This is a genomic window from Gluconobacter aidae (assembly GCF_009547075.1).
Lineage (GTDB): Bacteria > Pseudomonadota > Alphaproteobacteria > Acetobacterales > Acetobacteraceae > Gluconobacter > Gluconobacter aidae.
In genome coordinates this window covers 32,041-46,361 of record NZ_WIPH01000010.1, presented here as the reverse complement: position 1 = coordinate 46,361, position 14,321 = coordinate 32,041, and the positions used below count along the sequence as shown (strand labels likewise).

The 14,321-nt window shown below is 60.5% G+C and carries 14 protein-coding genes; 7 read left to right on the top strand and 7 right to left on the bottom strand.

All coding sequences use genetic code 11. The annotated features are described in order from the left end of the window. Positions 1-58 precede the first annotated feature (58 nt). The 3 genes from uvrC (at position 59) to GFJ39_RS06460 (ending at position 3,397) form a co-directional block, all read left to right on the top strand. Complete coding sequence (gene uvrC / locus GFJ39_RS06470) at positions 59-1,996, top strand: excinuclease ABC subunit UvrC (RefSeq protein ID WP_153430562.1); 1,938 nt, start codon at positions 59-61, stop codon at positions 1,994-1,996. Positions 1,997-2,086: 90 nt separating this feature from the next. Then, entirely contained in the window at positions 2,087-2,689 is a 603-nt protein-coding gene (pgsA, locus tag GFJ39_RS06465; protein WP_153430561.1) for a CDP-diacylglycerol--glycerol-3-phosphate 3-phosphatidyltransferase, read from the top strand. A 102-nt stretch (positions 2,690-2,791) separates the two neighbouring features. Next, positions 2,792-3,397, top strand: coding sequence for a hypothetical protein (locus GFJ39_RS06460; protein WP_153430560.1), 606 nt, complete (start codon positions 2,792-2,794; stop codon positions 3,395-3,397). 45 nt (positions 3,398-3,442) lie between these two features. On the opposite strand, the gene lexA is transcribed toward GFJ39_RS06460, so the two are convergent. Next, positions 3,443-4,159 (bottom strand): transcriptional repressor LexA, encoded by a 717-nt coding sequence (gene lexA / locus GFJ39_RS06455; protein ID WP_153430602.1) that lies wholly within the window; start codon positions 4,157-4,159, stop codon positions 3,443-3,445. 305 nt (positions 4,160-4,464) lie between these two features. On the opposite strand from lexA, the gene rpmG reads away from it, so the two are divergent. Beyond that, positions 4,465-4,632, top strand: a complete 168-nt coding sequence (gene rpmG / locus GFJ39_RS06450; RefSeq protein WP_011253780.1) for a 50S ribosomal protein L33 — start codon at positions 4,465-4,467, stop codon at positions 4,630-4,632. An 85-nt stretch (positions 4,633-4,717) separates the two neighbouring features. Here the strand turns inward: rpmG and GFJ39_RS06445 are convergent, their stop codons facing one another. Both GFJ39_RS06445 and eno read right to left on the bottom strand, forming a co-directional pair. After that, entirely contained in the window at positions 4,718-5,047 is a 330-nt protein-coding gene (locus GFJ39_RS06445) for an FtsB family cell division protein (RefSeq protein WP_325062855.1), read from the bottom strand. 139 nt (positions 5,048-5,186) lie between these two features. After that, entirely contained in the window at positions 5,187-6,467 is a 1,281-nt protein-coding gene (gene eno, locus GFJ39_RS06440; protein WP_153430559.1) for a phosphopyruvate hydratase, read from the bottom strand. A gap of 116 nt (positions 6,468-6,583) precedes the next feature. Between eno and GFJ39_RS06435 the strand changes: the two genes are divergently transcribed. Continuing rightward, the gene (locus tag GFJ39_RS06435) at positions 6,584-7,060 is read left to right on the top strand and encodes a DUF3429 domain-containing protein (protein ID WP_228391829.1); all 477 of its coding nucleotides are present in this window, start codon (positions 6,584-6,586) and stop codon (positions 7,058-7,060) included. Here the strand turns inward: GFJ39_RS06435 and kdsA are convergent. The 4 genes from kdsA to tpiA all read right to left on the bottom strand — a co-directional run bounded on the left by kdsA (position 7,057) and on the right by tpiA (position 10,751). Next, a complete protein-coding gene (gene kdsA / locus GFJ39_RS06430; RefSeq protein ID WP_325062854.1) occupies positions 7,057-7,881 on the bottom strand; it encodes a 3-deoxy-8-phosphooctulonate synthase in 825 nt (274 codons plus the stop codon). The two genes, GFJ39_RS06435 and kdsA, sit on opposite strands and share 4 nt — an antisense overlap. Beyond that, positions 7,878-9,509, bottom strand: a complete 1,632-nt coding sequence (locus GFJ39_RS06425) for a CTP synthase (protein WP_153430557.1) — start codon at positions 9,507-9,509, stop codon at positions 7,878-7,880. The genes kdsA and GFJ39_RS06425 overlap by 4 nt, the downstream gene beginning before the upstream one ends. A 103-nt stretch (positions 9,510-9,612) precedes the next feature. Beyond that, positions 9,613-9,954 carry a preprotein translocase subunit SecG gene (secG, locus tag GFJ39_RS06420; RefSeq protein ID WP_153430556.1) on the bottom strand — a complete coding sequence of 114 codons (342 nt, stop codon included), beginning with the start codon at positions 9,952-9,954 and terminating at the stop codon, positions 9,613-9,615. Continuing rightward, positions 9,951-10,751 carry a triose-phosphate isomerase gene (gene tpiA, locus GFJ39_RS06415; protein ID WP_325062853.1) on the bottom strand — a complete coding sequence of 267 codons (801 nt, stop codon included), beginning with the start codon at positions 10,749-10,751 and terminating at the stop codon, positions 9,951-9,953. Before tpiA ends, secG begins: the two co-directional genes overlap by 4 nt. A gap of 198 nt (positions 10,752-10,949) precedes the next feature. Here tpiA and GFJ39_RS06410 point away from each other — a divergent pair, with 198 nt between their 5' ends. Together GFJ39_RS06410 and trpE are read left to right on the top strand one after the other, a co-directional pair. Beyond that, positions 10,950-12,899 (top strand): peptidylprolyl isomerase, encoded by a 1,950-nt coding sequence (locus GFJ39_RS06410; RefSeq protein WP_153430555.1) that lies wholly within the window; start codon positions 10,950-10,952, stop codon positions 12,897-12,899. Further along, positions 12,899-14,311 carry an anthranilate synthase component I gene (gene trpE, locus GFJ39_RS06405; protein WP_153430554.1) on the top strand — a complete coding sequence of 471 codons (1,413 nt, stop codon included), beginning with the start codon at positions 12,899-12,901 and terminating at the stop codon, positions 14,309-14,311. Before GFJ39_RS06410 ends, trpE begins: the two co-directional genes overlap by 1 nt. Positions 14,312-14,321 lie beyond the last annotated feature (10 nt).

The following is a 14,321-nucleotide window of genomic DNA, read 5'->3' as shown; positions in this document are numbered from 1 at the left end:
TGTCACGGAGCAGCCCACAGACTTTTCCACAGGTTCAGTGGATGACTGAAGAAGCTGAATGACCGATCTCCCTCCGCACAGTTCCAACCATCCTGCCGATCAGGGTGAACCCCTTGTTCCTGCGGGAAAAAAGCAGGGCGTGGAGGCCATCCGTGAGGCCCTGAAGACCATTCCCTACAGCCCTGGCGTGTATCGCATGCTGAGCGAGAAGGGAGAGGTTCTGTATGTTGGCAAGGCGCTGAGCCTGAAGAAGCGCGTGTCATCCTATACCCGCATCAACCAGTTGCCGGAGCGACTGCGCCGCATGGTGTCGATGACGATGTCGATGGAAATCGTCATCACACGGACGGAAGCGGACGCCCTGCTTCTGGAAGCCAACTACATCAAGCGAATGAAGCCGCGCTTCAACATCCTGCTGCGCGACGACAAGAGCTATCCGTGGCTGATGCTGACCGAGAGCCATGAATTTCCTCAGATCACCAAGCAGCGTGGCAAGCCGGTCAAGGGCGCGACCTACTGGGGACCGTTCGCGAATGCCTGGGCGGTCAATCAGACGCTGAATCTGGTGCAGCGCAGCTTTCTGCTTCGCTCCTGCTCGGATGCGGTCCTGAACAGCAGGACGCGCCCCTGCCTGCTGTACCAGATCAAGCGCTGCTCGGCGCCCTGTGTGGACCGGATTTCCAAAGAGGATTATGCCGAACTGGTCAGCGAGGCGCGGCAGTTCCTTTCCGGACACAGCACGGAATTGCAGCAGCGTCTGGTGGCCGAGATGGAACAGGCCTCGCAGGACATGAACTACGAGCGGGCCGCGTCGATCCGGGACAGGATCCGGGGTTTTGCCAGCATTCAGGGCTCGAGCACGATCAATCCGACGTCGATCAACGATGCGGATATCATGACCATCTGGCAGGAAGCCGGTCAGAGTTGCATCCAGGTCTTCTTCATCCGTGGCAGCCGCAATAACGGTAACCGGGCATTCTACCCGGCCCACGCGGAGGAAGAGACCGCGACAGACGTGCTGTCGGCGTTCATGATCCAGTTCTATGACAACAAGCCGCCGCCGCCTTCCATTCTCGTGAACTGCGAACTGCCGGAACTGAAGCTCGTCGAGGAAGCGCTCAGCATCCGCCGTGGACAGAAGGTCGAGATCCTGCGGCCCCAGCGGGGCGAGAAGAAAGAGGTTGTCGAGCATGCCGCGCTGAATGCGCGCGAGGCGCTGGAGCGGAAGCTGGCGGAGAATACCGGGCAGCGCAAACTGCTTGAGGGTGTAGCGGAAGTGTTCGGTCTGCCGGAAATCCCCCAGCGGATCGAAACCTATGACAACTCTCACATCATGGGGCAGGCGCCTTATGGCGTGATGGTCGTGGGCGGCTCGGAAGGGTTCAACAAGCGCGCCTATCGCAAATACGCCATCAAGGGGCCTGTCACGCCCGGCGATGATTTTGGCATGATGCGGGAAGTCATGGAACGACGGTTCGGACATCGACCTGAAAACGGAGAGCGACCGGAAGACTGGCCGGATCTGCTGCTGATCGATGGCGGGCTCGGGCAGTTCAACGCGGTACGGACCGTTCTGGCTGATCTGGGCGTGACAGGAATCCCGATCGTCGCCATCGCCAAGGGGCCGGATCGTGACGCAGGGCGGGAGTGGTTCTTCACGGAAACGAAGCCTCCATTCCAGCTCCCGCCGCGGGATCCGGTTCTGTATTATCTACAGCGGCTGCGGGACGAAGCGCACAGATTCGCCATCACGACCCATCGGGCAGGGCGCTCCAAGGGGCTGCGCAGTTCTGAGCTGGATCATGTCCCGGGAATCGGGGCGGCACGCAAAAAAGCCCTGCTCAACCATTTCGGCTCGGCAAAATCCGTCAGGCAGGCGAGCCTTGAAGAACTTGAGAACGCGCCGGGGATCAGCTCGGGTACGGCAACCGCCATCTACGGGCATTTTCATCCGGAATGGGTCCAGAAGACATCGGCCGATAATCGCAGCCATTAAGCCACACGTCGGGATTTACACGAAAAATACATCTTTTACGGACATATTGACGCATACCGGAGAGACGGAAACTGTTCTAGACTGACTGCGATGCTGACAGATCTGCCAAACATCCTGACACTGCTGCGTATCGCGTCCATTCCTGTACTGGTCGTGCTGCTCTCCGTGCATTCGCCGACTGCAAACGTGGTTGCGTGCGCGGTTTACACTGCCGCGTGCATCACGGACTATCTGGACGGGGCGCTCGCACGCCGCTGGCAACAGCTTTCGGAGCTGGGCCGGATGATGGATCCGATTGCGGACAAGCTGCTGGTAGGATCGCTTCTGCTGGCTCTGGCGGGGCTGACGCACCTCCCGGTTTTCTCGCTTTATGCCGGGATCATCATCATGATCCGAGAAATCCTGGTCAGCGGCCTTCGGGAATATATGGCGTCGCAGCGGGAGACGCTGCCCTCCACCCGGCTGGCGAAATGGAAAACCGGAATCCAGATGGTGGCGATCGGGTTTCTGATCGGTGGGGACGGGGCGGCAGAGATGCTGGGTCTCTCCTTCCTTCCCGCCACCCTGATCGGCGGAATTCTTCTCTGGTTCTCGGTCATTCCGACCGTCATCAGCGGCTGGGGCTATCTGACTGCCGGCCTCGCCCGCATCATGGCGGGACAATCCCGCAAGTCATCCAAGATCAGCTTCTGATATCAGTCTCTGATAGAATTATGGATGTCTTTGACTGTCTTCATCTGGCGTTCCGTTACAAGGACCGCTAAAGGTCATTTATTGACCTTGTGGGAGTAAGAAATGCGGAAGGCCGCTCTGCTGGCACTACCTCTCGCTCTGAGCGGCTGTTCAGGCATGGGCAAGTATATCCGTGACACCATGGTGTGGACGGCGCTCGATAATCCCAATGGTCCACACGGCGACAGTGAAAATATTCATCGCGCCCGTGGTGAGAAATATGCTGAAACTCCGATTCTTCCTGAAAGCGGCAATATCTGGCCTGGTGCCCCACAGCCTCTTCCGACCCTAAAGGACGTCGAAAACCCCGACAGCACGTTCAGTCATGCCCTTGGGGACCCGGCAACCTATTTCGGCGGCGCAGCACTCGACGAGAGTTTCATGGGCGGCATTGGCAGCAAGGGCGCTCTGGGCGCTTCCGGCCAGCAGCTCATGCGGGGACAGAGCATGTCGGTCGGCGAAAGCGCCGATACCCATCAGGGTGTGAGTCGAGACCGCAGTCATATCATTCCGACACTGCCATCTTCAGTCCCCGATAGTGCTACCCGTTTCCTGAACAAAAATCCAAGCAAGACCATCGTCATTCCGAATGGTGACGGCACGAGTACGCTGATTGCTCCCAATGGCAGCGTGAAAGTCGTACACGGCACACCGGCGGCACCGCAATAACGGGTTTTCTGACGGCTCCTGAAGCCGTCAGCCGTATCCCCGATTTCAGTACTGCCGGAAAAGCGCGACCAGACGGCCCTGGATATGGACACGCTCCGCCGGGAAGATGCGGGTTTCGTAGTCCCTGTTGGCCGCTTCCAGCGCAATCATCGATCCGCGACGACGCAGCTTCTTGAGCGTCACTTCCTGTTCGTCGATCAGGGCGACGATGATCTGTCCGTTTTCCGCAGTTTCGCGCCGTCGGATGATGGCAATATCGCCATCCAGAATCCCCGCTTCGATCATCGAATCACCCGCAACCGTCAGGGCATAATGCTCCCCGGTACCCAGAAGCGAGACCGGCACGTCAATCCGGTCGCTATCATCCTGCATAGCCTCGATCGGAAGACCCGCTGCAATGCGCCCATAGAGCGGGATGCTGACAGTCTGGCGGTCATTGGCGACGCTGGCTTCTGAGAACGCGCCTTCAAGGCCCGTCTGCCCCTGGTCGAGAACGGCGGGAACGAACGCGACCCCCAAGGCAGCAGCAGCCGGGGCCTCGGTTCCCATGTGCGGTAGGCGCAACACTTCGAGCGCACGGGCACGATGATGGTGACGACGCAGAAAGCCACGCTCTTCCAGAGCGGAAATCAACCGATGGATGCCAGACTTTGAGCGAAGCTCAAGAGCATCCTTCATTTCATCGAAAGAAGGGGAATAGCCCGTCCGGCGAAGATGGTCGTCGATATATAGCAAAAGCTGGTGCTGCTTGCGGGTCAGCATACAGGCGCTCCCATGCGCCTCGGCGGAGGCAGGTCGGAAAACAAGGTGCAGAATAAAAACCATCCCACATTTGTTCCTTATAGGTTCCTGTCTGTTGCCTCACAAGCGAAAGAGAAGGGTTCATACGATGGCCTGATAAGATTCCTTCACGCTGAAAGTCTCTGAAAGCGCAGGAAAACCCCGAAATTATATGTCAGGGCCTTGACCTGCGGACCACAAATCAGCATGGTGCGCCCAATCTAGAGATCAACATGCTGCATCGACACCTTCGAGCGGCATCAGTATGGCGAAAGCCCGAGGGTATCATGGGAAAGAGCAACGTTATTCAGATCCGGCTCGTTTCGTCCGCCGAAACCGGCTACTTCTACGTCACGAAGAAGAATGCCCGTTCCGCTACGGGAAAGATGGAAGTGCGCAAGTACGACCCGGTTGCACGCAAGCACGTCGTGTTCCGCGAAGCCAAGATCAAGTAAGACTGTTCCGACAGTCTTTATAAAAAAAGCGGCCTTCGGGCCGCTTTTTTTTATATCTACAGGGCCGGATATTCCTGGCCGCTGCTCAGAATAGCCTGTCGTGAGGGCCGTAGGGGACAACTAGATCACCGCTGCGTGTCAGGTTCATCGTGGCGCGGGCCCGTTCGTCCAGCATATCGGCGTCCAGCGCCTTTTCCTTGAGCGCAACGACGCGGCGACGCCAGACATTCTGCTCATCACTGGCATCCTGCCTGGCCTGAAGAGCATCCTTCTGAAGCTGCATCTGTTCCTGATAGGCGTGAATACCGTGAGCGCCGTGAAGGGCGTTCCATCCGAAATATGCCGTCAGGGACAGAAAGAAGGCCGGGGGAGCTACGGCGCGGACACCACGTTTGATAAGTCGGATCAGTGTCACGTCGCGAAAACTCCGTTCTGAGAGATTTTACCAGTCTATATCAGTCAATCGTGACCAGACAATGAATGATACGGATATCTTTCACATCATGTCTTGAAAAACGGCCTCATTTCAAAGGAAACGAGGCCGTCCGACAGTTTCAGGAGTTCTTGAGGATCGTGCGACCGGCGTAACGTGCGGCACTTCCAAGCTGCTGCTCGATGCGGATCAACTGGTTGTACTTTGCCGTACGATCGGAGCGGGAGAGGGAGCCCGTCTTGATCTGACCGCAGTTCGTCGCAACCGCGAGATCAGCAATAACGGAATCTTCCGTCTCACCCGAACGATGGCTCATGACGCAGGCATAACCGGCCTTGTGAGCCGTCTCGACGGCTTCAAGCGTCTCGGTCAGCGTACCGATCTGATTGACCTTCACGAGCAGCGCATTGCCCGTGCCAGCCTTGATGCCGCGACGAAGGCGATCAGGGTTGGTCACGAACAGGTCGTCGCCAACAAGCTGAAGCTTCTTGCCCAGGCGGGTCGTAAGCTCTGCCCAGCCTTCCCAGTCATCCTCTGCCAGACCATCCTCGATGGAGACGATCGGGTAGCGGTTAGCCAGATCCTCAAGATAGGAAATCATGCCCGAGGCATCGAACTCCTTACCTTCACCCTTCAGGTTGTAACGGCCATCCGCATAGAACTCGGTGGCAGCACAGTCGAGTGCGAAGGTCACATCCTCACCGAGATTGTAACCAGCCGCCTCAACGGATTTTGCAATAAATCCAAGAGCTTCGTCAGCAGACTTCAGGTTCGGTGCGAAGCCGCCCTCATCGCCGACATTGGTGTTGTACCCGGCTTCGGACAGACCTTTCTTCAGACGCGCAAAGATTTCCGAGCCCATACGGATGGCATCCGCAACCGTCGGAGCACCGACCGGCTGGATCATGAATTCCTGGATGTCGATCGGATTGTCGGCATGTTCACCGCCATTGACGATGTTCATCATCGGCACGGGCAGGAGATGGGCATAGACGCCACCGACATAACGGTACAGCGGCAGTTCCAGTTCCTCGGCCGTGGACTTGGCGACGGCGAGGGAGACGCCCAGGATGGCATTTGCACCCAGACGGGATTTGTTAGGGGTCCCGTCCAGATCGATCATCGCGTTGTCGATGGCGATCTGATCTTCCGATTCGGCGCCCTGGAGCACTTCGAGGATGTCATTTTCAACGTGGCTACAGGCCTTCAGGACGCCTTTGCCGCCGTAACGGGACTTGTCACCATCGCGCAGCTCCACGGCTTCATGGGCGCCTGTAGAGGCACCGGACGGGACAGCAGCGCGGCCGCGGGCACCCGAAGAAAGCTCGACTTCGACCTCGACGGTAGGATTGCCGCGGCTGTCCAGGATTTCGCGGGAGGTGATATCAACGATGGCGCTCAATGGAAGCTCTCCTGGAGATGCGTGAATCGATAGACGTGAACCGGGGTGGCTCGTGACCGTTCGGAATGAAGCAGCTATTTCAAGTCTCAAAATCACGCCGTGAGGTCAACGACGACATGCGCCTGCCTTTTCCCGTTTTCGTGCTCGGCATTGCCGGACTGATCCCCTTCATGACGCTTGGAGGATGGATCTTCCTCGTCGGACTGTTCGCGCCGCTGCCACATCTGAAGGTCATTCTGCTGGCGTACGGGGCCTGCATTCTGTCATTTCTGGGGGCCGTGCACTGGGGACTGGCCATGGAACGGCCGGACATCATCACCGTTGGCGGCACATCGCAGCGGGACCGTCAGCGTCTTGTTCTGGGTGTCTGCCCTGCGCTGTGGGCATGGCTGTCGCTGTGCATCGGTGTGCTGGGGCATGTCCGCGCCGGTTTCGGACTGGAAATCATCGGCTTTGTCGGAACATTCCTTGTGGAACGGGAAGCCTGGAGGAAAGGCGCTCTTCCCCCAGGCTATCTGCCGCTTCGCACAGGGCTGACGGCTATTGCGGTGCTGAGCCTGTTTCTGGCGGCTCTGGCGCCGTCCGGCAGCTAGGCCAGAAAGGACTTCGCGAGCGCGTCGAAGGCTTTCAGACGCGTCAGCAGGCCGCGCATTTCACTAAGCGGCACCATGGTCGGGCCATCGCTCGGTGCATGATCCGGGTCCTGATGCGTCTCGATGAAGACGGCAGCCACGCCGATGGACAGGGCAGCGCGGGCCAGAGGCTCGACGAACTCGCGCTGGCCGCCAGTTGATGCCCCGAGACCGCCCGGCTGCTGCACCGAGTGGGTAGCGTCGAACACAACAGGGTAACCCGTCTGCGCCATGATCGGCAGACCGCGCATGTCACTCACAAGCGTGTTGTAACCGAAACTCGTGCCGCGATCACAGAGCATGATGTGCTCATTACCCGTAGATGCGATCTTCGCCGCAACATTCGCCATGTCCCAGGGCGCAAGGAACTGGCCCTTCTTGATGTTGATGGCGCGACCAGTTTTACCCGCAGCCAACAGCAGGTCCGTCTGGCGACACAGGAAGGCCGGGATCTGAAGAACATCCACCGCCTGGGCAGCAGGTGCGCACTGCTCGGCGGTATGCACATCCGTCAGGACGGGGACGCCGAATCGCTCCCGGATGCTGGCGAGAATATCCAGACCGGCATCCATACCCACACCCCGGGCGGCGTTGACCGAACTGCGGTTCGCCTTGTCGAAGCTGCTTTTGTAGATCAGGCCGATTCCCAGCTCATGACACAGGCCGGAAATGGCATCGGCCATTTCCGTTGCGTGCTCGCGGGATTCGATCTGGCAGGGGCCAGCAATCAGTGTAAACGGCTGATTCTGACCGACCATGAGGTCTCCAATCCGGAAGCTCACTTGCGATGAGCCTCCTTGACGGCCGCAGCGATGAAGCCTGCGAACAGCGGATGCGGGTCGAAAGGCTTGGAGAGCAGTTCCGGATGGTACTGCACGGCCACGAACCACGCGTGATCGGGGTATTCGACCACTTCGGGCAGCACGCCATCCGGCGAGAGACCGGAGAAGCGCAGGCCCGTCTTTTCGAGACGGTCCTTGTAGTGGGCGTTCACTTCCCAGCGATGACGATGGCGCTCGCGAATTTCCGTACGGCCATAGATCTCCGCCACGCGGGAGCCCGGAACCAGCTTGGCCGGGTAGGCACCAAGACGCATCGTGCCGCCCAGATCGCCGCCTTCACGACGGCGAAGCAACTCACTGCCACGAGCCCATTCGGTCATCAGGCCGACCAGAGGCTCGTCCGTGGGACCGAACTCGGTGGAAGACGCCTTGGGAAGACCAGCCAGAGAACGGGCACATTCGATCACAGCCATCTGCATGCCGAAGCAGATGCCCAGGAACGGAATGTTGTTTTCACGGGCATAGCGAACAGCCTGAATCTTGCCTTCAGCACCACGCTCGCCGAAACCGCCTGGCACGAGGATGGCGTCAGCATCTTTCAGGCGCTCGGCAATATTACCGTTCTTCTCGAACTCTTCCGATTCGATCCAGTCGAGCTTCACTTTCACATGGTTGGCGATGCCACCATGCAGCAGGGCCTCGGCCAGCGATTTGTAGCTGTCGAGGAGGGCCGTGTACTTGCCGACGATGGCTACACGGACCTCGCCTTCGGGCTCGCGAATCGCATGGACGATCTTTTCCCAGCGTGAAAGGTCCGGCTTGCTGTCATAGGGCAGATCGAAATAGCGCAGGACTTCCTGATCCATTCCTTCGTTGTGATAGGAAATGGGACAGGCATAGATCGTGTCGACATCGAGCGCCGCGATGACGGCTTCCGAACGAACATTGCAGAAATTGGCGATCTTCTGACGCTCGTTGTCCGGGATGGGACGGTCCGAGCGGCACAGCAGCATCTGCGGCTGAATACCAACATTCTGCAGTTCCTTGACGGAATGCTGCGTCGGCTTCGTCTTGAGTTCGCCGGCCGCCGGAATATAGGGCAGGAGGGTCAGGTGCACGCACATGGTCTGGGCATGGCCGAGATCATTGCGGAGCTGACGGATGGCTTCGAGGAAGGGCAGGCTCTCGATGTCGCCGACCGTGCCACCAATTTCCACGAGAACGAAATCGTAGTCGTCGGTACCCGTGACCACAACATCCTTGATGGCGTCCGTGATGTGCGGAATGACCTGCACGGTCCCGCCCAGATAGTCGCCCCGGCGTTCGCGGGCGATCACATCCGAATAGATCCGTCCCGTCGTGGTGTTGTCAGCACGTGACGCATGGACGCCCGTGAAGCGTTCATAGTGACCGAGATCGAGGTCGGTTTCGGCCCCGTCATCGGTAATGAACACCTCACCGTGCTGATACGGACTCATGGTGCCCGGATCCACATTGAGATAGGGGTCCAGCTTGCGCATGCGGACCTTGTATCCGCGCGCCTGGAGGAGAGCAGCAAGGGCCGCGGAAGCGATGCCCTTGCCGAGAGAAGATACCACACCGCCGGTGATGAATACGAAACGCGTCATGGGCGGTCTTCATACACTGCCGACATGGGGCAGGGGAAGCGGAGAGACGCGTCCGTAAGCAAGATCCCCGTCAAAAAGTTCAAACGGGGATTTTCAGGCCCGGTCAGTGAGCGGGTGTGGAAGCCGGAGCGGCAGGTGTAGCCGGGGTTGTGGTGGTGGTCGTCTGGGTCGCGGCAGGCGGCTCGGCCAGGATGTCATGCGAGCCGACGCCGGAAGACGCGCCACGGTTCATGACGGCCAGCACCAGGCACAGCAGCATGAAGATGCCGGCGAGGACGGAGGTGGCACGCGTCAGTAGCGTTGCCGTCCCGCGGCCGCTCATGAAGGAGCCCATGCCCTGGCCGCTGCCGATGCCGAGGCCGCCGCCTTCGCTGCGCTGGATCAGGATCACCCCGATCAGCGCCAGTGTGACCAGCAGGTTGAGAGCAAGCAGAAGAGTGGTCATGAACGATAGGGTCCGGACAATGGTTGGGACGTCAGGCGGAAAGATGCCGCTTCAGCGATGCGCAGGAAGCTCTCTGCTTCCAGACTGGCACTGCCAACCAGCACCCCGCCAAGCGACCCGATGGAAAAAATGGTCGGCGCCTGAGCCGGTGTGACGGAGCCGCCATACAGGATCGGCACGCGAATGTCATCCGTCTTGAGACGGGACTGCAACAGTCCGTGCAGGAGAGAAAGGGTTCTCTCAAGCTCGTCGATGGGCGGGATCGTGCCGCTTCCGATGGCCCAGACGGGCTCGTAAGCTAGGATACCCGTAAAGCCGTCGGTCAGCGATCCCTCGACCTGCGTGGCCAGAACGGTGGTCGTCCGACCTTCGAGACGCTCCTGTATCGTCTCGCCGACACAGACGATGGGAATAAGGCCCGCAGCTTCGGCAGCTTCGACCTTCTGGCGAATCAGGACATCGGTTTCGCCATGGGCCTGGCGGCGTTCGGAATGGCCGAGGATGACGTAACGGACGCCAAGATCGGCCAGCATTTCAGCCGAGATGTCCCCGGTGTGGGGCCCCGAGGACGTCGTATGACAGTCCTGCGCACCAAGACGCAGCGGCGTGGACGGCCCCTCGGCATTGATGATGCCATGCACGCTGGCGAGCTGGGTGAAGGGTGGGCACAGGACGAGCCGAACGTCATCGGGGAGGGACTGCGCGCCCTCGGCGACGGCACGGACCAGACGGCCGGACTGCTCCCGCAATCCGTGCATCTTCCAGTTTCCAACGACAAGCCTGGGTGATGGGGGCACTCTTCCTCCTTGACGGTGACGCCCGAAGAATGGCGGCGTTACCGGTATGTGCTCAGTGCTGCGACCGGCTGAATGCCGCAAGGCAGCACTCGTTCCGGTCTGCTTCTGGTCAAGCCGTTCTCACGACATTATGGTGCGGCAAGTCTAGCGGGCCTTTTGTGTCCGCACCATCCCGTCATCCGGATCTGCCCTGACCCTATGATTACCACACTCCGCCACCTCTTTGTTGACTCCTGGGCCGGCCGTGCCGCCGCGCTGCTGATCTTTCTGGCCTTCATCGGCTGGGGTGTGGGAGATGTGTATTCCAACATGGGCACGGCAAGCTCCAACGAGGTCGTGCGCGTCGGCGATCGCAGCATCACGCCGGACGATTTCAGCCGGGCGCTCTCGGCGCAGCTTCCCGAAATCGCCCGACGGATTGGGCTTGCCGACCCCTCCAGGCTCCCCAAGGGCGAGATCGAGCAGATCGCACGGCAGACGCTTCAAAACCTTGTGATCCAGAACGAGACCCAGCTTGCCGCCGCCCGCGCGGGCATGATGGTCCCCGATGATCTGGTGCGGCAGGAAGTCTTTGCCATTCCGGCGTTTCACAATGCCGCCGGACAGTTCGACCGGAGCGTCTTCAATGACCGTCTGACGCGGATCGGACTGTCCGAGGGCAAGCTGCTCCAGGCCATCCGCGAGGACATCGCTTCGCGCGGGCTTCTGCAGGGCATGGGGCAGTCCGTTGTCGCGCCGTCTTCCCTGACGGACCGGATGCTGTCCTTCGATGCGAGCCAGCGCGTGTTCGATCTGGTTCAGATCCCGTTTGCAAGCGGTGTCGTTGCCGCCGCGCCGACGGATGACCAGCTTCACCGTTTCTATGACAACCACCCGCAGATGTTCCGCACGACGGAATATCGCCATGCGAAAATGGTCGTCATGACGCCGGACAGCGTGGCGAAGACGATCGAGGTCCCCGACGACGTCCTGCACCGTCTTTATGATTTTCAGGCCCGCACCTTTGACATGCCCGAGACGCGGACGATTCAGGTCCTGACCTTCACCGATCAGGCGAAAGCCGATGCGGCTGCGACGGCCTGGAAGAGCGGAACGTCCTGGGACGATATCCAGAAGAAGTTCCCCGAAGCCGCTGCGGTATCCCTGCCGTCCGTACGCCAGAGCGACATTCCGAACCCTGAACTTGCCAAGGCGGCATTCGCGGCACCGTCCGACCGCATCTCCGGACCGGAAAAGACCGGCATGGGCTGGGTCGTCTTCAACATCACGGCCATCACCGCGCCGCACAAAACGACCTTCGAACAGGCCAAGGATGGCCTGAAGACGCAGGTCCAGAACCAGGAAGCCGGGGAAGCGCTTCAGGCCCGCCAGAAGCAGTTTCAGGATGCGGTTGCCGGATCTTCGACGCTGGAGCAGATCCCGAGCGATCTCGGGGCTGTTCCCGCATCCGGCACGCTGGATTCAAACGGCCTGACGCAGGACGGTCTGCCTGCACCCATTCCGGGCGACGCGGCCCTGCGCCAGGCGATCATCCATCAGATCTTCACCCAGTCCAAGGATGCCCAGCCGACCGTCATCAATGGTCCGAACGGCACGGCGTTCTCCCTGCTCGTCGATGAAGTGCACCCCGGTACGCTCAAGCCGTTCGACAGCGTGCGCGATCAGGTCGTGCAGGCCTGGACGGCGGATCAGAAGCGTCATGCCGCCGACTTGCGGGCGACCACGCTGTTCAATGCGGCCAAGGCAGGAACGCTGCGCAAAGCCCTCCAGGGGCAGGCCGAAGCCTCGGCCCTGCGTCAGGACGTTGCCGTGTCGCGGGTTCATCCGGACCAGACCCTGCCGCAGAATGTCCTGCGCGGTGTTTTCGGACTCAAGCCGGGAACGAGCGGCATGTTCGAATCCCCCGATGCGTTCTGGCTGGTCAACGTGACGGCGGACAAGCCGGCCTCGGCAGAGGACATGAAGAGCCTGGGCAAGCAGCTTTCGGACGAATACCTCCAGTCCATGCGTTCCGATATTCCGGTGGTACTGAATGCCGCCATGGAAAAAGCGGTTCCGCCCTCGCGTATCAACATGGCACTTTACAATCAGGTCGTAACGGCCGCCACGCCGGCGAGTGCTCCGGCAGCAGAGAGCGGGGGGCACTGATGGGCATTGTCTACAGCATCGAGGCCGCCGATCTTCTGACGCCTGTCTCGGCCTTTCTGCGTCTCTCCCAACTGTCGGACGATCCGTACCGGCTGCTGTTCGAGAGTGTCGAAGGTGGTGCGGCCCGCGGGCGTTATTCCGTGATCGCGCTTCTGCCGGATCTGGTCTGGAAATGCCGGGACGGGAAGGTGACGCTGGACGGCAGGCCCATTGAGGGCGTGCCGCTCGAGACACTGAAGACCATCGTGGATGAGAGCCAGATGGACCTTCCGGCCGGAGTGCCGCCAATGATCGGCGGCGTGTTCGGCGTGCTGGGTTATGATATGGTGCGCCAGATGGAGCGCCTGCCGAATGCCCCGGTCAATGATCTGGGCCTGCCGGAAGGGATCATGATCCGGCCGCGCCTGTTCGCGGTCTTCGATTCCGTGCGGGACGAACTTACGCTGGCCGTGCCGGTGCGGGGTAAGACGACGGATGCGGAGGCGCATGCGCTTCTCGATCAGGCACGCGCCGCTCTGGCCTCCCCGCTGGGGGATGCGCGCGAGACGTTGCCGGCTGGCACGGAACTGGCGCCGCCAGTGTCGAACATGACGCAGCAGCAGTTCGAGGATCACGTCCGCAAGGCGCAGGACTATATCGCTGCGGGCGATGCCTTCCAGATCGTGCCGAGCCAACGCTTCACGACACCATTCCCGCTGTCACCGCTCTCGCTCTATCGCAGCCTGCGCCGCGTCAATCCGGCGCCGTTCCTGTTTGTGATGGAGCTTGAGGACTACGCTCTGGTCGGGTCCTCGCCGGAAATCCTCGTGCGACTGCGCAATGGCGAGGTCACGGTACGTCCGCTGGCGGGCACACGCCCGCGCGGAGCGGATCGCGAAGAGGATCTGGCTCTGGAAAAAGAGCTTCTGGCCGACCGCAAGGAACTGGCCGAGCATCTGATGCTGATCGATCTGGGCCGAAACGATGTCGGGCGCGTCTCACAGCTCGGGACCGTCGAGGTTCCGGAGAAGTTCGTCGTCGAGCGCTACAGCCACGTCATGCATATTTCCTCGACCGTGACCGGCCGTATCAAGGACGGCAAAACGGCGATGGATGCACTGGTCGCAGCTTTCCCGGCCGGGACCCTGACGGGCGCCCCCAAGATCCGCGCGATGGAAATCATCGACGAACTGGAACCGACGCGGCGCGGGCCGTATTCGGGTTGCGTCGGGTATTTCGGAGCGGACGGGGAAATGGACACCTGCATCGGGCTGCGCATGGCCGTTCTCAAGGATGGGAACATGTATGTGCAGGCCGGCTGCGGCGTCGTGGTGGACAGCGATCCGAACGCCGAGTTCCGCGAGACGCAGGCGAAGGCCCGCGCCTTGTTCCGGGCGGCGGAAATCGCCGTCGCAACGGCCGCGAAAGCCTGACGGAGCCTCA